This window comes from Tamlana sp. I1 (assembly GCF_015355625.1).
Lineage (GTDB): Bacteria > Bacteroidota > Bacteroidia > Flavobacteriales > Flavobacteriaceae > Pseudotamlana.
The window spans coordinates 255,945-276,924 of record NZ_JACLAF010000002.1 but is presented as its reverse complement, the minus strand read 5'-3'; the positions used below and the strand labels follow the sequence as shown (position 1 = coordinate 276,924).

Here is a 20,980-nt window from a genome sequence, read left to right as displayed (position 1 = left end):
ATAGGGATTATGAACAAGATTTTATGGTTTTTACTACTGCCACTCTTAGGGTTTTCTCAAGATTACTTTCCCGAAATCGATTCGCTTTTTAAAGCTAAAAACTACCAAAAAGCAGAAGTTTTATTAGTCCAATATTTAGAAAATCATCAAAATAACATAAAAGCAAAAGCACTTTTGGGCGATGCTTATGGCTACCAAAAACAGTGGGATAAATCTATTGCGATATACAAAAACCTTGTAGCAGAAGACGAGAATAATGCCGATTATCATTATAAATATGGTGCAGTTTTAACCATGAAAGCCTTGCAAAACAAACTTAAAGCCATGGCTTATATTGGCGATATTAAAAGTTCCTTTCTTAGGGCTGCCCAATTGGATAAAAACCACATCGACACACGCTGGGCTTTGGTGAAAATGTACATGTTATTGCCAGGAATTTTAGGAGGAAGCCAAACAAAGGCGTTGTATTATTCCGATGAATTGGAAGCGCTTTCGCCCATTGATGGCTACCTAACCAAGGGCTATATTTACGAGTATGACGACGAACCAGAATTGGCAGAAACCTATTATAAAAAAGCTGTAAAAACAGGCGGGTCTGTATACAGTTACGCCCAACTTACTAATTTTTACGACAAGCAAAATAAGCCAGAAAAGGCCATTTCATATTTGGAATTAGCCCAACAACAGCATCAAAATAATAAGTTTAATTACGAGATAGGAAAAATAGCCGCGTTGCACCATGTTCAAATGGAAAAAGGCATACAATGTTTAGAGGCTTATATTAAAAATCACACCCCAAAAGATGAGCTTTCTAAAGCTTGGGCAGCATACCGTTTGGCACAAATTTACCGTCAGAAAAGAGACAGGAAATCTGCGTTAGAATACATTGATTTGGCGCTAAGTGAAGACCCCGAAACAGCTGTTTTTAAAACTGAAAAAGAGGCTATTTTAAGTTTGTAATTTTTGGGCGCTACCCTAGGGGTGGTGCTTTCCGTTACTAGTTTTGGCTCGAAGCGTCCGCTCGCCAAAAGCTATCCACTGCAATCACTAGCGCGGGCATTTTTAGATATGTAGTGTTTTAGGGAGTGTTTAGTGATTTCTATTTTGTTGGTAATTGTATGTGTGTGAATTTGTATAATGGTTCTCGATACAATGCTCCTCAGGTCGCATCACTCGAACAGACAATGCGATGTAATGAATACTTCAAAATACATATAGGAATTATTCATGTTTTAATTCTAAATATTTTTGGTTAGGCATATCCTCTAGAGGGGATTATAGGGGTGTTTTTTGGTATAAAAGTTCTCGATACAATGCTCCTAAGGTCGCATCACTCGAACAGACAAAAGGGTGTAATGAATGCTCCAAAATACATGCAGAAATTAAGATTGTTAATTCTAAATATTCTTGGTTAGGTATATCCGCTAGAGGGGATTATAGGGGTGTTTTTGTGTAAAAGTTCTCGATACAATGCTCCTCAGGTCGCATTACTCGAACCGACAAAACGGTGTAATGAATACTTCAAAAGACATATAGGAATTATTCATGTTTTAATTCTAAGTATTCTTGGTTAGGCATATCCCCTAGAGGAGATTATAGGGGTGTTTTTGGTGTAAACGTTCTCGATACAATGCTCCTCAGGTCGCATCACTCGAACAGACAATGCGGTGTAATGAATACTTCAAAATACATGCAGGAATTAAGATTGCTTAAATTTTGACTTTTTAAGCCAAATCCTCAATATATAGCGAGAACAATTTCAAACCAATTCATTCGAGAATTCGTGCTGAAAAAACTATATTTGATACCATTAAAATTAAGAGATGAACGTACATTTTATAGCTATAGGCGGAGCGGCAATGCACAACTTAGCCATTGCATTGCATAATAAAGGATACCAAGTTACAGGAAGCGACGATGCGATTTTCGAACCTTCAAAATCCAGATTACAAACCAAAGGATTACTGCCAGAAACTTTTGGTTGGTTTCCAGAAAAAATAACCGAAAACCTAAATGCTATCGTTTTAGGGATGCATGCGCAAGCCGATAATCCGGAGTTGCTTAAAGCTCAAGAACTGGGTTTGAAAATTTATAGCTATCCCGAATTTTTGTACGAACAAGCAAAACACAAAACCCGAGTGGTTATTGGTGGAAGCCATGGAAAAACAACCATAACCTCCATGATTCTCCATGTGATGCATTATCACGATCGCGATGTCGATTATATGGTTGGTGCGCAATTGGAAGGTTTTGATGTTATGGTGAAACTTACCGAAACCAACGATTTTATCGTCCTTGAAGGCGACGAATATTTAAGCTCACCTATAGATAGGCGTCCAAAATTTCATCTGTACAAACCCAATATCGCTTTGTTAAGTGGTATTGCTTGGGATCATATAAACGTATTTCCAACCTACGAAAATTACGTCGAGCAGTTTAGCATTTTTGTAGATTCTATTGTTAGTGGCGGAAACATAAATTATAACGAGGAAGATCCCGAAGTAAAGCGCGTGGTAGAAGCCAGTGCTAATCCTATTCGAAAAATTCCTTACCACACTCCAGCCTATACTGTTGAAAACGGCGAAACAATTTTAGAAACATCAGAAGGTGATTTGCCTATTGAAGTTTTTGGAAAGCACAATTTAAATAACCTCGCCGGGGCTAAATGGATTTGCCAACACATGGGTATTGATGAAGACGATTTTTACGAAGCCATTGCCACTTTTAAAGGGGCAAGTAAGCGTTTAGAAAAAATTGCCGAAGGTAAAACCAGTGTCGCCTATAAAGATTTTGCACATTCGCCAAGTAAAGTTGAAGCGACTACCAACGCCGTAAAAGAGCAGTATAAAGATAAAACCTTGGTGGCTTGTTTAGAATTGCATACCTACAGTAGCTTAAATGCTGAATTTTTAAAAGAATACAAAGGCGCGCTTGATGCCGCCGATGTTGCCGTGGTGTTTTATTCGCCAGACGCCGTTGAAATTAAGAAGTTACAAAAAGTAACACACGAGCAAATTGCTCAAGCTTTTAAACGCGACGATTTAATTATTTATACCAATCCTGAAGATTTTAAAAACTTTCTGTTTGCTCAAGATTTTCAAAACAAAGCCTTGCTTTTAATGAGTTCTGGAAACTATGGCGGGTTAAATTTTGAAGATGTAAAACCTTTGATTGGGTAGGAGGGTGTATTTAAGTTTTGATAATAGGGGTGTGCCAATATGATAAAAATACTACGAAAATTCATATCATATTTTATAATAAGCAGTTTAGTTTTCTACTTATTTTTAGTTGTTGAGGCTATCAGCTTATATTTTAACGAATTTGGATTTGACCTAACGAATGGAATACTTATTAGTTTTAGTCAGATACCAGCTGTAATCAATTTTGGAGTTTTCATAGCCTTAATTTTAGTTACAGCGGAATTAATAAAAGAGAAAATTCCAGTCTCTAACTTTTTCAAAGTTGGACTTATCCTATCACTAATCTTTGGTGGACTAATATTTTTTCTATGTAATAACGTGGTGCCAAAATCGCGAATGACATCGTTCTTGGATAGGTATGAAAACGCAAGAAAAGAGCCATTTACTTCACAAGTGAGAATGGAAAAAGCTAAACAATTCAAAAAAACAAACGTGGATATGATGAATATTGGACTTATTAATCAATATTCTGACTCGTTGGCAATTGAAAATAAATCGCAAAGGAAAATCATCTTTGACTTATTTAAAAAAATTCCAGACAGCATAATTCAAGAAGATTTTACAAAAACAGAACTCAACGAATATGGGATCTCAAAAAACGAATTGACAACTGAATTTAACCGCAGGGATTTATTCGAACTAAAAAACGAAATAAGAAAAAATGAGCTTTTGACAAAGCAGTTAAAAAAATCTAATTGGACAAAAAACACTAGATATATAAATAGTTTTCTGACTTTATTTCTTGTTTGCTTTGCGATAATTATTGGAGTTAATTTCAAAAATCAATTAATATTTTCATTGGTCTGCATAGGAATTGTGATTTATTCACAGACTTTGACTTTAATTACAACGTCATCGGACTACTTTATAAATGGAGATAACCTGTTAGAACTAATCTTTAAGGTTACAATAATTTTGATTGTATTTTTATACTTAGTCTATCGAATGAAAATGATAAAAAATACAGGTGCTAACAATGGCTATAAGTAATTGCTTGATCTTGTCTATTTTAAAAAGACCTGTCAGATTTTTAGTTCGGTGTGTGCTTGTAAAGTTAACCAAAAACTCACTCAAGTATTCATATACGAGACCGTTTATAACTAATACAATATCATGAGAATCTGAATCAAATTCAGGTTAACGCCCTACTATTTTACAGGTCCATCATCAGCATCATCTGAAGTGCCTGCATCCGAATCAATATCACTTTCAAGAGGTTCTATTAAAGGTCTTTTTACATTCTTATTTAAGTCGGAGGTATCATCAACATCCAAAGGAAGTTCGTGAGGCGGTTTCATATCAAAACCTTCAGGAATGTTTTTAATATTAAGGTCGCGTTGTGGGAACGGAATCTCAATACCTTCTGCTTTAAAGCGGTTGTATATATCGATAGAAACATCACTTTTTGCTTGCAGACCCAATTCATAATGCACCCAAAATAGCAACCTGAAGTTTAACGAACTATCGCCAAAATCGTTAAAAAGCGCTCTTGGTTCTGGGTCTTTTAAAACGTACGGGCAATTTGTAGCCACTTCTTTAAGTATTTTTAAAATTTCGTTAGGGTCGGAATCGTATGTGGTTCCTATTAAAATCTCGACACGTTTTGTGTTGTTGGAAAGCGTCCAGTTTATTAGGTCGTTAGAAACTAAACTGTTATTTGGCACAACCACTTCGGCGCCATCAAAAGTGCTAATTTTTGAAGCTCTAACACCAATACGGTTTACGGTTCCTAAAAGGTTATTCACTTCCACAGTGTCGCCAGGCAAAATAGGGCGTTCAAAAACCAAAATTAAGCCTGATACAAAGTTTGAAATTACGGTTTGTAAACCAAAACCAATACCTAAACCTAAGGCACCTGCCATAAGATTAAATTTACTTAAATCGACGCCTAGAGCAGACAAAGCCAAGATAATACCAAAGCCAATAATGAAATAGCGAACTACTAAAGATACCGCAGCCGGAATACCTTTTGGTAATTTTAAAAAGCGTAAAACTCCATCATCATCATTAATTAAAAAGGTTACCAATCTAGTGAGGGCAAATGCTAAAATTAATGTGAGTATAAAGCTAATTACAGCGCCAAGAGTAAAGGTTAAGCTTCCTATTTTATAGGGTTCGGAAAAAACATCGGTGAAATAATCTATAAGCGGCCGTAGCAGATCTATCATACCAAGGAAAAATAGACCCCAAATAAAATACATACTAATTCTAATGATCTTCAAAACGTGGTCTTCAATCTTTCTTCTTTCAGAAGCGCTGTACGTTTTTTTAACCGTAAAATGACGATGAATTACACTAATTACACTGCCACTAATAATAATGGATATACCGTAAAACAATATGGTAATAATGGCACCTTGTGTGCTTATTTTAAGCGTGATGTCTGTTAAATTGGTGTACCCTAAAATATTGGAGATTATGGAGACGGCGCTTAAAAAATAGATTACGGGCGTTAGTCTAATTAAGAAGGCATTAAATCCGCCCTTAAATAATTTTATAGTTTTTAAATACGGGTGTGTAAAATGATATAAAATTAGAATTACAATAAGTGCTTCAATTAAAATATAAATGCGGTACCCAAGCGATGAAAACCATAAATAAGTTTTTGCAGAGTTTAAAATGTAAAAGAGTAATACAAAATATAGTATGTTTTTAAAACGCTTAGTCATTAAGGGCATAATCATTGGGATAGCAACCAAAATGGCTAATAAAGTAATGCTGTCTCCAATGAATTTGTGAGCAGTTGCAAAATACATTTTAGCAAATGTTAATGATGTAAATGCAATGCATAAATAATTCCCGTTTACTATTAAGTTTTTGAAAATAACGACTCTTTCATTTTTTTCTTCATATGGGTATTTGTAGAATCCGCTTTTAAAATATTTTAAGGTGATAACAATAAGCGCCACAAAAATGATGAATAAGATAATGCGGCCTTTTTGCTGATCAGGCATTTTGTGGATGTTAGCCACAGTACCTTTTAAAGATTGAATTTCGCTCTTTTCGTCTAAATCTTTTTGCGTTTTTTCAAACGATGTTTTCCAAATGGGTGGGTGACGTAGATAAAATAAATCATAAACATCAGAGTTTTTTAAAGCAACTAACTCGTCTAAAATGTCTTCAACATAATTTATTTCTTTGCTTATTTCCGCCTCTAGTTTTATGTAGTAATTGTTGTTGTCAAAAATACTTTTTTTCGTTTTTTCAATTTCATCAACAGTGCCTTTTATAGCAGCTAAAACCTCAAGAGGAACATTTTCGGCAACAGCATTATCGTAGCTTAATTTCCATACTTGAGCTTTAAATTGGATGTCTTCTATAAGTATGGAATTGCGTTCTTCTTGATTGTTAATTTCAGAGATCCATTGCCTTAAATAACTTAAATACCCATTCCATTTAAGCGATGTGTTATTTATTTTTTGCACATTCGGATTGGCTTTTATAAAGTGCTCGGCACGTTCTCCTTCTAATTTTAAAAATGCTGCGTAAGCGGGTAAAAGCGAATCAATTTTTTCAATGTCAGTAGACCTCTTTATTTTTCGTTGTTTAAGCTTAAGATCGTTGTTGGTTTTTTCAATTTCCTGAACGATATTAATTAACGGAATGGCTTTGGGCTTTGTTTTTAAAGAATCGACAACGGTTGAGGTGTTGTCAAGTTTAAATTCTTGAGCGTTAAGATTAGCCGGGTTAAAGAAGCAGGTTAAACAAATTAATAGAGATGTTATGAAAAACTTTAAATTCATTTTTTTGGACTAAAATTAGAAGGGTAAAGATACTGTTTTTGTGTTTTACAGCGAGGCGTTTTTAAGTAGTTGTAATCCAATTGGTTTTGCCTAAGTTATAGATTTAAACCACTATGTTAAATGTTTTTTGAAAAACGCAATGGTTCTGTCCCAGGCTAAAGTTGCTGCGGCTTCATCGTATCTTGGTGTGGTATTGTTATGAAAGCCGTGATTTACGCCAGGGTATATAAAAGCTTCATAAGTTTTATTGTATTTTTTTAATGAAGCTTCATAAGCTGGCCAACCTGCATTTACGCGCGTGTCTAATTCTGCAAATTGTAATAATAATGGCGATTTTATATGAGCAGTTTCTTCATCATTTGGTTGTCCGCCATAAAATGGAACTGCTGCAGATAGTGTAGGTATGTTTACGGCCATCATATTCGAAATCCATCCGCCAAAACAAAAACCTACCACAGCTACTTTACCCGTGCAGTTTTCGTGTGTTTTTAAATAATTATATGCTGCTATAAAATCTTGTAGCATTTCATTTTTATCGCGTTTTCGTTGTAATTCTCGGCCGTCATCGTCGTTACCAGGATATCCACCAAGCGGAGATAAAGCGTCTGGCGCTAGCGAAATAAAACCTTCAAGGGCAGTTCGGCGCCCAACATCTTCAATATAAGGGTTTAAACCGCGGTTTTCGTGTACCACAATAACCCCAGGTAGTTTTTCATGAGCTTTTTTGGGCTTTGATAACAAACCTTTTATGGTTCCGCCTCCTTTTGGAGATTCATAATTTATATAATTTGAATCTAATTTCGGGTCGTCTGGTTTTACCATTAGGGTGTCTTTGTAGTTGGGCGACACAAAACTTAAAAGTGTTGGAACGGTTAAACCTCCAACCGCAAAAAGTGATAGTTTTTCTACAAACTGACGGCGGTTTATTTTGTTATGTGCGTAGTCGTCATATAAATCAAAAACATCCTGACTTATATCTTCTTTTTTTATTGGTTTCATAGGCTGTTTCAATTAAATTTAGATTTTAAATTGACCATTGTTGATTTATAAATTTACAATATTTATATTTATCAAATGCAAGAAAAACCAGAGGCCTTCTCGATAAAGCATTGGAGTCAAGATGATCAGCCACGAGAAAAATTACTTTTTAAAGGCAAAGCGGCGTTAAGTGATGCCGAATTGGTTGCCATTTTAATAGGTTCTGGAAATCGTGAAGAAAGCGCAGTAGCTTTATGTCAGCGTATTTTAGCATCTACAAGCAATAATTTAAGCGCATTAGGCAAACTCTCTATAGCGCAGCTTATGGAATTTAAGGGCATTGGCGAAGCAAAAGCCATAACTATTCTAGCTGCTTTAGAGTTAGGAAGACGCAGGCGCGGAGAAGAGGCACTACAACGTAAAACAATTACATCGAGCCAGTCGGTTTTCGAATTGATGCAACCTATAATTGGTGAACTTCAGCATGAAGAATTTTGGATTATCTATTTAAATAATTCCAATAAAGTCATTCATAAAAACCAATTAAGTAAAGGGGGTATTACGGGTACTTTGGTCGATGTGCGTTTGGTTTTAAAAGTAGCTCTAGAAGTTGGCGCAACAGGTTTAATTTTAGCACATAATCACCCTTCGGGAACATTAGTACCGAGTGAAGCCGATAAACAAATCACTCAAAAGTTAAAAACGGCAGCGCAAAGTTTAGACATTAAAGTGCTAGACCATTTAATAATTACAGAACAGGCCTATTTTAGTTTTGCTGATGAAACCCTTTTATAATGCTATTAGTTTATACCCATAAAATATCGCCTAGACTAAACTATGTTTTTAAACATATTTGCACACGAATTTTAGGTGTTGAAGTTAAATTTACCACAACCATTGAAGAGTTTATTGCGCATGATAGTTTAAAAATGTCGTACACAAAACAGCAATTAGGAAGCGAGTTTTTTGTGAAAAGTCACGATATTTTATTCGAACAAGGTTTGGGCGATATCGATATTAGTATTCAGAAATGGGGACACACCAAATGCTTTTTCTTTAATGGTGAAAAAAGTGCTATTCCTTTTGATATTTTTTCTGCTTCTTTTTATTTATTGTCTCGATATGAAGAATATTTACCACATGTAAAAGATGAATTTGGGCGCTTTACTGCCGAAGAAAGTTTAGCATTTAAATCGGGGTTTTTACAACAACCCGTAGTCGATATTTGGGCTTATAAATTTAAAGATGCTTTGCAACTTCAGTTTCCAGAATTTGAATTTCCTTTAAAAAAGTATGGTATAACTCCAATAATTGATGTGCCTAGTCCTTATAGTTTTAAATTAAAAGGGCTTTTAAGAACTTTTGGCGGAACATTAATGGATCTTTCAAGATTTCGATTTTTTAATATTTACGAACGTTTTGCAGTGTTGCTTCATTTTAAACATGACCCGCATGATACGTTTAAATATCTTATAAATAGGCAGAAAAATGTGAGTTCGAAGTTTTTGTTTTTTTTCTTAATTGGCGAATATTCTACTTATGATAAAGGCGTCAATCCCAATAAAAAGAATTTTATTTCACTTATAAAACACGTGGCCGATTATTGCAAAGTCGGCTTGAAAATTTCTTTTTTTGCTTTAGAAGATGAAAACCGTTTAAAACGCGAAAAACTACGAATTGAAGACATTCTAAACACGAATTTAGAAACCTCGCGTCAGTCCTACTCAAAACTTAATTTGCCTGAAACCTATCGAAATCTAATCACCTTAGAAATCAAAGAAGATTACACTATGGGTTATATTAATCATATAGGTTTTAGAGCAGGCACTTGTACGCCTTTTTTGTTTTACGATTTAGATTACGAAGTGCAAACACCTTTAAAAATTGTGCCTTACCAACTAATGGATTCGGCACTTTTAAAACAATGGTCGTTATTAGATAAAAAGAAGGTTTTAAACGAAATTATTAATTCCATTAAAGCTGTAAATGGGCTATTTGTGCCAGTTTTTCATAATTATACTTTTTCCGAAGATAAAAAATGGGAGGGTTTTAAAGAGTTGTTTAACCTGATATTAGATTCTGTAGATGAAGAATAACAGTATAACCGATGTGTTTTTCGATTTGGACCACACCTTGTGGGATTTCGATAAAAATTCAGCTTTAACTTTTCAGAAGATTTTCGAAATGAATGCGCTAAAGGTTAATCTTAATCATTTTTTAGAGCATTACAAACCCATTAATTTACAGTATTGGAAGTTATTTAGAGAAGAAAAGATAAGTAAAGAAGCGTTACGGTTTTCTAGGTTAAATGATGCTTTTGAAGCGATAGAAGTGCAGGTAGAACCAGCAATGATTAATAAATTGTCTGATGATTACATTACACATTTAAGCAGCTTCAACCATTTATTTGAAAATACTTTCGAGATTTTAGATTATTTAAGTGCTTCTTATAATTTACATATCATTACCAATGGTTTTGAAGCTGTTCAGTATAAAAAAATGAGTAATTCTAAGATTATTCATTACTTTAAAACGGTTACCAATTCTGAAATGGTAGGCGTTAAAAAGCCAAATCCCAAGATTTTTAATTTTGCCTTAAACTTGGCTAAAGCAAACGTAAACCAAAGTATAATGATTGGCGATTGTTATGAAGCCGATATTTTAGGGGCAAAAAATATTGGAATGGATGTCGTACTTTTTGATGTAGACAATAAGGTCGTTGATTCTGGAGTTAAACAGATTGATAATTTACTACAGTTAAAAGCGTTTTTGTAATGAAATCATCTCAATAAAAATACCGAAAACCGTATATTTACAATTCGTGTTTAATTAAATATTTAAGAAATAATGAAAGCTAAGTTTTTCACCGTATTTGTGGCATGTTTTATCATGTCGACTGTATTTGCACAAAAAAGTTTAAACCAATATAAATATGTAATTGTTCCTGAGAAGTATGGCTTTTTAAATGAAAAGGATCAATATCAACTCAACTCATTATCTGCATTTTTATTTGAAAAATATGGATTTACGGTCCTTATGGAGGGGGTTGATTATCCCCAAGACTTAATGATTAATCGCTGTTTAGCGCTAAATGCTAATGTAGATAAAGATTCGGGAATGTTTAAAACCAAACTAACCATAATTCTTAAAGATTGTTTCGATAAAGTTGTGTTTACTTCTAAAGAAGGGTTAAGCCGAGAAAAAGATTTTAAAACGGCTTATAATTTTGCATTGAGAGATGCTTTTACTTCCGTTGAAGCTTTACATTACAAATATGAACCTACAACTGTTGAAGCGCCTGTGCCGGTTCCTGCTGCGCCAGTTGTTGCTGCCACAGTCGCAACGGTTCCTGCAGTTGCAGCACCAGCTAATGCTACATTGGATGCTGGAGCTAAAGTTGTATTATCTGGCGTTTTATATGCGCAAGCCATCGAGAATGGTTACCAATTGGTTGATAGTACGCCAAAAGTTGTTTATAAATTAAAAACCACGCACTTACAAGATGTTTTTTTAGTTGAAAACAAAAGTGCTATTGTGTATAAAAAAGGGAGTGACTGGGTAGTTGAATATTATGATAATAACGTTTTAAAACAGCAGGTTCTTAATATTAAATTCTAGTACTGTTTCTTAATAATCATATTTATCTTTCCAGCGGTTTTTTAAAAATTCGCGGTGGGCATTTTCTCTGGCGTTATGTCCTGGGTCGTATAACTTGGTGTTTTTTATTTCCTCAGGCATAAATTCTTGATTGGCAAAATTATTGGCGTAATTGTGTGCGTATTTGTAATTATCGCCATAACCTAACTCTTTCATGAGTTTTGTAGGCGCATTTCTTAAATCTAAAGGCACAGCCAAATCGCCAGTTTGTTTTACTAATTGCAAGGCATTGCCAATAGCGGCATAAGACGCATTACTTTTAGGTGAACAAGCTAAATAGGTTGCACATTGGCTAAGTATAATTCTAGATTCGGGGTAACCAATCGTTGAAATCGCCTGAAAAGTATTGTTGGCAATTACTAATGCTGTTGGGTTGGCGTTGCCAATGTCTTCGCTTGCCGAAATTAATAAACGGCGAGCAATAAACTTTACATCCTCGCCGCCTTCAATCATTCTAGCAAGCCAATACACTGCGGCATTTGGGTCGCTACCACGAATGGATTTTATAAGCGCAGAAATAATATCGTAATGCTGTTCTCCAGTTTTGTCATAGCGTACCGTGTTATTCTGGATCTTTTGTAAAACAGCATCATCAGTTATAACGATACTTTCAGAGGCATAAGAATTGACAATAAGTTCGAATATATTAAGTAGTTTTCTAGCATCTCCACCAGAAAGCTTCAATAGGGCATTGGTTTCTTTTAATTGAATGTTTTTCTTTGAAAGAAATTCATCCTGTTCCATTGCACGCTTCAAGAGTGTTTCTAAATCATTTTTATCAAAAGCATTTAGAATGTAAACTTGGCAACGAGATAATAGCGCTGAAATGACTTCGAAACTCGGATTTTCAGTAGTGGCTCCAATAAGGGTAATCCAACCTTTTTCAACGGCTTGTAGTAACGAATCTTGTTGCGATTTACTAAACCTGTGGATTTCATCTATAAACAGAATAGGGTTTTTGGTTGTGAACAAACCACCACTTTGTTTGGCTTTGTCAATAACGTCACGAATGTCTTTTACCCCAGAATTTATAGCACTTAATGTGTAAAATGGTCTGCCAGATGCTGTGGCTATTATATTGGCAAGGGTTGTTTTTCCAGTGCCTGGAGGACCCCAGAATATCATAGACGGAATTAAACCTTGTTTAATTTGCTGTGTTAATACGCCATTTTCACCAACTAAGTGGGTCTGGCTCACATAGTCTTCTAAAGTTTTAGGTCGAAGTCGTTCAGCTAAAGGTTCATTCACATTCATAATGTAAAATTAAAACAATTCTATTGCAATACGGAATCTTAACGGGCAAATATCTTTTGAAATTAATCTGTGCTTTGTATTCTAAATCTAATCCCAACAATTTAATATGGTATCTGTCAATTTAGCATATTACCTTTTTTGGATAACTATTTGTTATATTTAATTGATGAAAAGTAACGAGCATTTTAAATTTTCAACAGGTGTTATTGCATACCCTATATTTTTTGTGCTAATTATTTGGTTGGTGTTTTGGTTTGAAGTGCGTTTTGGATTCCGTTTTAATAAGTATGGTATTTATCCTAAAACAGCTTTGGGTTTGCGTGGTGTACTTTTTAGTCCATTTATTCATGGCGATATCAAGCACATTTATCATAATACCATTCCTTTGTTTGTGCTTTCTACGGCTTTGTTTTATTTCTACCGCCCTATTGCATGGAAAGTGCTGTTCTACGGTATTTTAATTTCAGGTTTTTTAACATGGTGTATAGGGCGACCATCGTATCATATTGGAGCAAGCGGACTCATTTATGTTTTGGTGAGTTTTACTTTTTTTAAAGGGGTTTTCGCAAAACATTATCGATTAATTGCGTTGTCTTTAATGGTTGTTTTTCTTTACGGAAGTATGATTTGGTATACGATGCCTGTTGAAGAAGGCGTGTCTTGGGAAGGGCATTTAGCAGGTTTAATTACAGGGTTGTTGTTTGCTTTGTTTTTTAGAAAATCTATAGCAAAGCCAAAAAAATATGTTTGGGAACAACCAAATTACAATGAAGACGACGATCCCTTTTTAAAACACTTTGATGAAAACGGAAATTTTATTGAGCACCTAGAAGTAGAGGAGGGGCCGGAAGAAACTAAGGAGCAAACTACCGTTAACTATATTTATAAAAGTGAAAAGTGAAAAGTGAAAAGTGAAAAGTGAAAAGTGAAAAGTGAAAAGTGAAAAGTGAAAAGTGAAAAGTGAAAAGTGAAAAGTGAAAAGTGAAAAGTGAAAAGTGAAAAGTGAAAAGTGAAAAGAATTTCCTTAAATGCCTAGGTTAAAAATAGAAATCATACTTTTTAAGAGCCAAGAGCCAAGAGCCAAGAGCCAAGAGCCAAGAGCCAAGAGCCAAGAGCCAAGAGAAATTAACTAAAATCTAAAATTATATTTTCCAACAACGAACAACCAACCAAAACCTAATCCCGTCTCTGTCTAAGCACTTCATATAAAAATGCTCCACAAGCTACAGATACGTTTAAAGATTCAATCTCGCCAAGAAGTGGGAGTTTTGCTTTAGCATCCGATACTTTGATGATGGAAGGGTTAATACCACGACCTTCAGAGCCCATTACAATAGCGCATGGTTCAGTAAAAGACACATCATAAAGGGTATCGTTTGTTTTTTCTGTTGCAGCGATAACTTTTATGCCAGAAGCTTGCAAGAAAAAAACAGCGTCTTTAATATGGTCTACTTTACAAATAGGGATTTTAAATACAGCACCAGCACTTGTTTTAATAGTGTCGCCATTTACAGGTGCTCCACCTTTTTTCTGAATAATAATGCCATCAACTCCGGTACATTCTGCAGTTCTAATAATAGCACCAAAATTTCTAACATCACTAAGTTGATCTAAAAGTAGAAATAAAGGGTTTTTTCCAGATTCAATTACATTCATGACCAAAGTCTCCATATCGTGAAAAGCAATAGGCGATATTTGAGCAACGGCACCTTGATGATTTCCTTTTGATAATCGGTTTAGCTTTTCAATAGGAACATACGATTTATTAATTGATTTCTTGTTAACTAGTGTTTCTAGCTCAGAAAACAAATCGCCATTTAAGCCTTTTTGAAGAAATACTTTATCAATAGTTTTTTCTGCATTAATGGCTTCAATAATAGCTCTTATACCGAATATTTGTGTTTGGTCTTCCATGGGGTAAAGGTATAAAAAAAACCACCCCTATCGAGGTGGTTTAAAGTGTAAATAATTATCTTTTAATGATCGTCTTCTGCAAAACCTGTTTTTCTGTGTCCAGAAATAACATAGATTTCATCAAGTGTACTATCGTAGGTTGCACTGTCATATTCCCAGGCAAATTCTACAACATCTGGATCTACACGATCTGCTTCTGCAACTTCATAACTTGTATATTTAACTTCACCGCTATATAATACTATTTTAGTGTAAATACTATCAACAGGATTACCACTTACAGTAGTTGCTTCATTTTTTAAGATTTTACCTTCTAATACTGCAGCTCTAATGTAGTCAGTAGCAACATTCACTGTTTGATTTAAACCCGTAGGTTTTGTAGAAGGTGGAACAACAGCATTGATGTTATTTGTTAATTCGCTAAAATCTAAAGATTCAGAGCTAAAATCATCAGTGCTTCCATTTAAGAAAAATTTACTTTTTAGAGGGAAAATATTCGCTGTATCTTCCATCCAAAGTTCATTTACATTATTATTAGCTGTATTATAAATTAAAATTTGGTTACTATGGCTATATTCAACATATTTCGTTGTCATGTCTTCATTATACAATTCATAGAAATACGTTCCTGAGTAATCTAATGTATTGCTATCCCAAATTTCTAAATCCTCATCGCAAGAAGTAAAACTTACCGAGATCAATACGAGTAAAAGGTATATTATATTTTTTTTCATTTTCTTCGTTTTAATTATTCTTTAATCAATTGTACCGCAAAGCTAAAACCGCCTTGTTCAACTGCATGTGATAATGATGTTCCAGTAATGCTTGGATTTAGGATGTTCCAAGGACCCCATGGGGAATCTGTTGACATAGCCGTGTAGGTTGTCCCGTCTTCACTAACGTAGAAGTAGGTTTTAAGTCTGTATGCTAAACCATAATTACGAATACCGCAGCAGTATACACCTCCAAAGAAGTCTGTAGCTAGATAAGTATTTGGAGCAACATTTGTAATTAAACAACCTGCTGGTAATGTTTCTCCTCTTGCTATCCCTGTATAAGTACCACTTACATCCACAGATGGTGCGTAATCAGGATAAACAATTACCGTTCTTGTAATTTCTTTAGCAAACCCGTCCGAGTTTGTAATAGAGTAGGTAACGTAATTAATGCCAACTTTAGCTGTGTCAACTGTTCCAGAAACAATAACATCTTCTGTTACTTCTTCATCGCCTTCAAATGCTATTACGCCAGGATCTTGAAATGTCCCCCCTTCTTCAACATACATGGTTTCATCTCCTACAAACTCAATGTCATTATAATATGTGATTCGTGAAACTCCTTCTGTAACATCGTCTTGTTCGCATGATATCAATGCAACAAGTAATAGCGGTAGTATTTTTATAAATATTTTTTTCATCTTCTTTTTTTTAAAATTATTTACCAGCTTTTTGGTTCCACCATACCTTTTCTAATAGGTTTAATTTTTGTCCAGGAGCATTAACGTTACTATTAATAACATTACTCGGGTACACTGGTGAAGCAGGTAAGAAACCGTTTGTTTTTTCTCTTCCGTTAACTGAAATTGTTAATTGTCCAACTGGGAAATTCAAAAATGCTGCTTGTCGATCAGATTTAATATCTATCTCATTTACAGACGGATATTTTGTTCTATTACGTTCCAGGAAAGACTCAATGTGCTGGTAGTTAGCATTAGCTACCCATTTTTGCATTGCAATCATTTTAATGCTCTCTTCTATTGATCCATTTGTCCAAGTAGCATAGCCAGAAGTTAATATTGAATTATCTGTTATTCCATTTTGTGCTAAAGAAGCTTCAACACCCATGTCGTAATAGGTTTTAGCATTAGTCATATCTGATGCTCTTGCATAGACTTCAGCTATGTAGAAATATACTTCCCAATCACTCATAATCATTAAATCCATGTCACCTGTAAAAATTGGCTCACTGTAGTCTTCTTGATCATCAGGAGTTCCGTCTGAATCAGAATCTGCTTTTGAGTCGAAATCACCAAAGAAAGCACCTTCATGTCCAGAAGAAGGAGCTGTGAATAATACATCAAGTCGTGGATCTGAATTTACATTTAGATAATCAATGAATGTTTTACACCCGATAACGTTTGTAGATAAATAACTTGCACCACCAGCTTGATATTCTCTCATAGGGTGTCTTTTTCCTTCTGCACTGTCATCCCAGTAACTACCATCAATTTTTGCAGAATTAGTTAAAAAACTGTTACTATTAACAAAAGCAAGTACTGTAGCATTGTTGTATCCTGAAGTTTCAGATTGACGTAACATGAGCTTTAATTTTAAAGAAGCTACAAATTTCTTCCAGTCGTTCATGTCTCCATTATAGATAAAATCGTATTGGGTTTTAATTGAATATGCAGAATTATCAATAGCTAGTAAAGCATCCGTTCTATCTAATAAATCAGCATAGATACTCTCTGCAGAATCAAAAACTGGTGATTTAATGGTATCTCCTTGTAACGCTTCAGAATAAGGGATATCTCCCCATATGTCCGTCATCACTTGCCAAGTATAAATTGAAAGCGCTTCAGCTATGTAGTAATACCCTTGGTTTTCATTAGAACTTGATAATTGTTTGATCATTTCAAGATCACTTAACGTTCCAGCAGTTAAACCAGTATACTGGTTGCTAAAACTAGTTTCTTCATATTCACATAATGTTTTGAATTGAGAAGCTGTGTATGTTTGGGTCCAATATTCGTTCCAGAAACCACCAGCAAAACCAAAGTCCCATCCCATTAAATTATTTCCTAAACTTGCCTGAGCAGAAGGAAGAATAATTTCAGGAGTGTCCGTTTCTTCTAATACATCTGGATCATGGTTTACATCTAGATAGCTTTCGCAGTTCCATGCTGTAGCTACTAATGCAAATAATGCTATTTTATATATATATTTTTTCATTATTACTTTTTTATAAATTAATATTTAGACCTAAAGAAAATGTTTCTTGGCTTGGGTTACCCATAAATTCACCAAACTTAGCACTGATGTCGGTACCGAAAGTTGTGTTTTCAGGATCGATATAAGGGTTTTCTTCAGGTGTCCATAATAGAAAGTTACTTGCTACAGCCGAAATTACTATACTTTTAAAGTTTAATTTGTCACAAAGTGATTTTGGCATTTCATAAGCTAAGGTTATGTTTCTTAATTTCAAGAAAGATTTATCGATAACGGCATACCCTTCACCTTCGAATCCTCCATTGCTGTAGAACGTATGTAAAGCTGTAGGGTCAACAGGTATAGTGTTTTCAGAAAACGTTCCGTCACCATTATCAACTACAGAATTTGGTATTATAAATGCGTTTCTGTCGTTTAGAACGCTTTCGGGAGAACTACCAGTCCAATGCATATAATCTTTAGTTCCTGAAAACATGTATCCACCATATCTAAAATCAAAAGTAGCTGCTAACGAAATGTTTTTGTAAGCGAATTTATTTGTTAAACCCATTCTATATTTTTCGTTAATATCTTTGCCTAATAACTCTTGATCTGTAGTTTGTTGAGGATTACCGCTACCGTCTACAACTGTAGACTCCACTCCGTTAACCATAACTGTTCTTGCTTTTGCAAATTTGAATTGTCCTAGCGGCATACCTTCAATGGCATATACACCACCAGTACCAAACCCTGAAATAAACACTTCTCCAACATCAAGGCTTTCAACAGTATTCTTATTTTGTGTGTAATTCCAGTTGATATCCCATTTGAAATTGTCTGTTCTTATAGGAGCTAGGTTAACATTTATTTCCACACCTTGATTTCTTACATCACCTAGGTTTGAGGCTATTTGCGTGTATCCACTTGACGGGTCAATTGGTAAAGTAGCAATTAGTCCTTTAGTTAATCTATTGTAGTAAGAAATTTCAAACCCAAAACGATTATTGAACAATCTATTTTCAATACCAACTTCAAACTCACCTGTTAATTCAGGTTTTAGATTGGAGTTACCTAGTACGTTAGAGTTGCTATAAGAGTTTACTCCGCCAAGTGGAAATGTTAAATCGTCTACATTTGGGAAACCTGGGTTAGTAGAATAACCAGGTACAAATCTGTTATATACTTGGTAAACACCAGCATCGTTACCTGTGCTACCGTACGCTATTCTAAGTTTAGTAAAGTCTATTACTCCTGTATTTACGTCTTTTGACTTTAAAAAATCGCTAAGAATGAAACTGGCATTAACTCCTCCATACATAAATGAGTTATGCTCTAAAGGTAAGGTTGATGACCAATCATTTCTAGCAGTCATATTTATGTATAAATAATTTTTATAACTGATGTCAGCACTTACGTAAGCACCAATTAATCTTCTTTGAGAATGATCTTGCCCTGAAGTTGCTGGGGTTAAACTATTAGAAAGGTTATAAAAGCCAGGTACATCGATAGAGGAAATTTCTCCATATAACGACGACCATTTTCTTTCATTAGCGTTAAATCCAGCTAATGCATATAAGTTGACGTCCTCATTAAATGAATGATCGTAGCCTATTGTAAAGTCGTGATTCATCTGAACACGTTGTATACGTTCTTCTCTGTAAGAACCTGGGTTAGCTGTACTTGAGCCTTCATTGTAAGATCCTTCACTAAAGCTAATAATTCCAGTATGAGTTTGTTCAATTGCGTTTTCAATATCACCACCAAATCTGTAAGTTAATTTTAAGTTATCTAAAACATCATAATCCAATTGAAACTTACCGAAAAATTTATTTTTTACTTGTTCAGCACCATCATTATCTAATATGAAGTATGGATTCACACCATATGGAGTAAAATAATTGTCTAAATTATTGAATTTGTCGTTATAATCTTTATGATCTACTATAGAAACGTCATTTGGGATTTCATACAGTGACCTTAAAAGAGAGGTTCCTTGACCTGTAGGGACTGCATTAGTAATCTCGTTACTATAATTGATAGATGAAGTTATAAGTAATTTTTTATATCTATGAGAACCTCTTGTCGATAATGTAATCCTATCATAAGTATCTTTATCTTCAGGTACTACACCATCCACAGAGTTTTGAGATACTGAGAAGTAATATTTTGTGATATCAGTTCCACCCGACAAAGATAATGAATTCGCTATGTTTGTTCCATAGTCATAAAAATCTCTAACATTATCTTCTAAATAAACATAAGGTTTAATTTTTTGACTGTTGTCAACAATATTACCCCAAACACGATCTTTTCCATCGTAAGCCGCTCCCCAGTTTCCATTTTCATCAAGAGCTCTATCTCCACTCCATCCTTGGCCGAATTGAGTTTGTCTTTCAGGTAATACGCCAACTCTAGAAAGAGAAAATGAGTTGTTGTAATTTACTTGTAACATACCCTCTTTACCACTTTTAGTTGTAATCATAATCACACCATTCGCGGCACGTGATCCATAAATAGCAGTTGCAGATGCACCTTTTAGGACTGTTAGAGTTTCAATGTCATTTGGGTTAATAGCATTAATACCAGAACCAAAATCAACTTGAGAGTTTAAATTGTCTCCAGATCTATTTTGGTCATTGGTTAATGGAACACCATCTACAATGTATAAAGGTTGATTGTTTCCGAAAGAAGAAGCTCCACGTATGATTACGTTTTGAGTTGAACCAGGAGCAGGAGCTGCAACAATATCTACACCAGATGTTTTTCCTTGTAGGGCATCCATAGTGTTAACAACCTTTGCACTTGTTAATTCTTGATTGTCAAACGATTGTACTGAGGACCCAACTGCTTTTCTTTCTTTAGAAATTCCCATTGCCGTTACTACAACTTCTTCTAAAGACTCAGCATCTTCAGTCATTGTCACATTAATACTGTTTGAAGCATCTACTGTCACATTTTTTGTGGTGTACCCTACAAAACTAAAAACAAGAACATCTCCTGAGTTTGCTTGAATAGAGTATTTACCATCGAAATCTGTCGAGGTACCTGTAGATGTACCTTTAATTAAGACTGTTGCTCCAGGAAGCGGTAGACCATAATCGTCTACAACCGAACCGGAAACTATCTTTTCTTGTGCAAACGTAAATTGCACAACTAACACTAGTAATAGCGTTAGAATTCCACTAAACTTTGTTTTCATTTTATAATTATTTGAATTAGTCAGGTCAAAAATCACAATAAAAAGTTAATAAAACAACAAATAATGGTTAAAATTTACAAATAAGGGTTAAAATTATAACAAAACTGT

16 protein-coding genes are annotated in these 20,980 nt (G+C 34.7%); 8 read left to right on the top strand and 8 right to left on the bottom strand.

The window, feature by feature from the left end; genetic code table 11:
- Positions 1-9 precede the first annotated feature (9 nt).
- The 3 genes from H6X70_RS02655 (at position 10) to H6X70_RS02645 (ending at position 4,190) form a co-directional block, all read left to right on the top strand.
- On the top strand, positions 10-960 hold the full coding sequence (locus tag H6X70_RS02655; RefSeq protein ID WP_194766123.1) for a tetratricopeptide repeat protein: 951 nt from the start codon (positions 10-12) through the stop codon (positions 958-960).
- Positions 961-1,823: 863 nt separating this feature from the next.
- Positions 1,824-3,179 (top strand): UDP-N-acetylmuramate--L-alanine ligase, encoded by a 1,356-nt coding sequence (locus tag H6X70_RS02650; RefSeq protein WP_194766122.1) that lies wholly within the window; start codon positions 1,824-1,826, stop codon positions 3,177-3,179.
- 39 nt (positions 3,180-3,218) lie between these two features.
- Positions 3,219-4,190, top strand: coding sequence for a hypothetical protein (locus H6X70_RS02645; RefSeq protein ID WP_194766121.1), 972 nt, complete (start codon positions 3,219-3,221; stop codon positions 4,188-4,190).
- Between the two features lie 158 nt (positions 4,191-4,348).
- On the opposite strand, the gene H6X70_RS02640 is transcribed toward H6X70_RS02645, so the two are convergent.
- Positions 4,349-6,943 carry a mechanosensitive ion channel family protein gene (locus tag H6X70_RS02640; RefSeq protein ID WP_194766120.1) on the bottom strand — a complete coding sequence of 865 codons (2,595 nt, stop codon included), beginning with the start codon at positions 6,941-6,943 and terminating at the stop codon, positions 4,349-4,351.
- Positions 6,944-7,054: 111 nt separating this feature from the next.
- Positions 7,055-7,942 (bottom strand): dienelactone hydrolase family protein, encoded by an 888-nt coding sequence (locus H6X70_RS02635; protein ID WP_194766119.1) that lies wholly within the window; start codon positions 7,940-7,942, stop codon positions 7,055-7,057.
- 75 nt (positions 7,943-8,017) lie between these two features.
- Here H6X70_RS02635 and radC point away from each other — a divergent pair, with 75 nt between their 5' ends.
- The 4 genes from radC to H6X70_RS02615 all read left to right on the top strand — a co-directional run bounded on the left by radC (position 8,018) and on the right by H6X70_RS02615 (position 11,539).
- Positions 8,018-8,716 (top strand): RadC family protein, encoded by a 699-nt coding sequence (gene radC, locus H6X70_RS02630; RefSeq protein WP_194766118.1) that lies wholly within the window; start codon positions 8,018-8,020, stop codon positions 8,714-8,716.
- A complete protein-coding gene (locus H6X70_RS02625) occupies positions 8,716-10,017 on the top strand; it encodes a polysaccharide deacetylase family protein (protein WP_194766117.1) in 1,302 nt (433 codons plus the stop codon). The genes radC and H6X70_RS02625 overlap by 1 nt, the downstream gene beginning before the upstream one ends.
- Entirely contained in the window at positions 10,007-10,696 is a 690-nt protein-coding gene (locus H6X70_RS02620) for a YjjG family noncanonical pyrimidine nucleotidase (RefSeq protein ID WP_194766116.1), read from the top strand. Before H6X70_RS02625 ends, H6X70_RS02620 begins: the two co-directional genes overlap by 11 nt.
- Before the next feature lie 72 nt (positions 10,697-10,768).
- Entirely contained in the window at positions 10,769-11,539 is a 771-nt protein-coding gene (locus tag H6X70_RS02615; protein ID WP_194766115.1) for a hypothetical protein, read from the top strand.
- Between the two features lie 9 nt (positions 11,540-11,548).
- Here H6X70_RS02615 and H6X70_RS02610 read toward each other — a convergent pair whose 3' ends face one another.
- Positions 11,549-12,826, bottom strand: a complete 1,278-nt coding sequence (locus H6X70_RS02610; protein WP_194766168.1) for a replication-associated recombination protein A — start codon at positions 12,824-12,826, stop codon at positions 11,549-11,551.
- 172 nt (positions 12,827-12,998) lie between these two features.
- Here H6X70_RS02610 and H6X70_RS02605 point away from each other — a divergent pair, with 172 nt between their 5' ends.
- Positions 12,999-13,733, top strand: coding sequence for a rhomboid family intramembrane serine protease (locus H6X70_RS02605; protein WP_194766114.1), 735 nt, complete (start codon positions 12,999-13,001; stop codon positions 13,731-13,733).
- Between the two features lie 275 nt (positions 13,734-14,008).
- On the opposite strand, the gene rlmB is transcribed toward H6X70_RS02605, so the two are convergent.
- From rlmB to H6X70_RS02580, 5 genes are all read right to left on the bottom strand, one after another.
- On the bottom strand, positions 14,009-14,746 hold the full coding sequence (rlmB, locus tag H6X70_RS02600) for a 23S rRNA (guanosine(2251)-2'-O)-methyltransferase RlmB (protein ID WP_194766113.1): 738 nt from the start codon (positions 14,744-14,746) through the stop codon (positions 14,009-14,011).
- 62 nt (positions 14,747-14,808) lie between these two features.
- Positions 14,809-15,447, bottom strand: coding sequence for a lipid-binding protein (locus tag H6X70_RS02595; RefSeq protein WP_194766112.1), 639 nt, complete (start codon positions 15,445-15,447; stop codon positions 14,809-14,811).
- Positions 15,448-15,494: 47 nt separating this feature from the next.
- A complete protein-coding gene (locus tag H6X70_RS02590) occupies positions 15,495-16,163 on the bottom strand; it encodes an immunoglobulin-like domain-containing protein (RefSeq protein WP_194766111.1) in 669 nt (222 codons plus the stop codon).
- Between the two features lie 16 nt (positions 16,164-16,179).
- Positions 16,180-17,697, bottom strand: a complete 1,518-nt coding sequence (locus tag H6X70_RS02585) for a SusD/RagB family nutrient-binding outer membrane lipoprotein (protein ID WP_194766110.1) — start codon at positions 17,695-17,697, stop codon at positions 16,180-16,182.
- 10 nt (positions 17,698-17,707) lie between these two features.
- A complete protein-coding gene (locus H6X70_RS02580) occupies positions 17,708-20,872 on the bottom strand; it encodes a SusC/RagA family TonB-linked outer membrane protein (RefSeq protein ID WP_194766109.1) in 3,165 nt (1,054 codons plus the stop codon).
- Positions 20,873-20,980: the final 108 nt, after the last annotated feature.

Coding starts and splice junctions, on each gene's coding strand:
- H6X70_RS02590 (WP_194766111.1), bottom strand. CDS start 16,163: ATGAAAAAAATATTTATAAAAATACTACCGCTATTACTTGTTGCATTG.
- rlmB (WP_194766113.1), bottom strand. CDS start 14,746: ATGGAAGACCAAACACAAATATTCGGTATAAGAGCTATTATTGAAGCC.
- radC (WP_194766118.1), top strand. CDS start 8,018: ATGCAAGAAAAACCAGAGGCCTTCTCGATAAAGCATTGGAGTCAAGAT.
- H6X70_RS02615 (WP_194766115.1), top strand. CDS start 10,769: ATGAAAGCTAAGTTTTTCACCGTATTTGTGGCATGTTTTATCATGTCG.
- H6X70_RS02620 (WP_194766116.1), top strand. CDS start 10,007: ATGAAGAATAACAGTATAACCGATGTGTTTTTCGATTTGGACCACACC.
- H6X70_RS02605 (WP_194766114.1), top strand. CDS start 12,999: ATGAAAAGTAACGAGCATTTTAAATTTTCAACAGGTGTTATTGCATAC.
- H6X70_RS02645 (WP_194766121.1), top strand. CDS start 3,219: ATGATAAAAATACTACGAAAATTCATATCATATTTTATAATAAGCAGT.
- H6X70_RS02580 (WP_194766109.1), bottom strand. CDS start 20,872: ATGAAAACAAAGTTTAGTGGAATTCTAACGCTATTACTAGTGTTAGTT.
- H6X70_RS02650 (WP_194766122.1), top strand. CDS start 1,824: ATGAACGTACATTTTATAGCTATAGGCGGAGCGGCAATGCACAACTTA.
- H6X70_RS02640 (WP_194766120.1), bottom strand. CDS start 6,943: ATGAATTTAAAGTTTTTCATAACATCTCTATTAATTTGTTTAACCTGC.
- H6X70_RS02625 (WP_194766117.1), top strand. CDS start 8,716: ATGCTATTAGTTTATACCCATAAAATATCGCCTAGACTAAACTATGTT.
- H6X70_RS02585 (WP_194766110.1), bottom strand. CDS start 17,697: ATGAAAAAATATATATATAAAATAGCATTATTTGCATTAGTAGCTACA.
- H6X70_RS02655 (WP_194766123.1), top strand. CDS start 10: ATGAACAAGATTTTATGGTTTTTACTACTGCCACTCTTAGGGTTTTCT.
- H6X70_RS02635 (WP_194766119.1), bottom strand. CDS start 7,942: ATGAAACCAATAAAAAAAGAAGATATAAGTCAGGATGTTTTTGATTTA.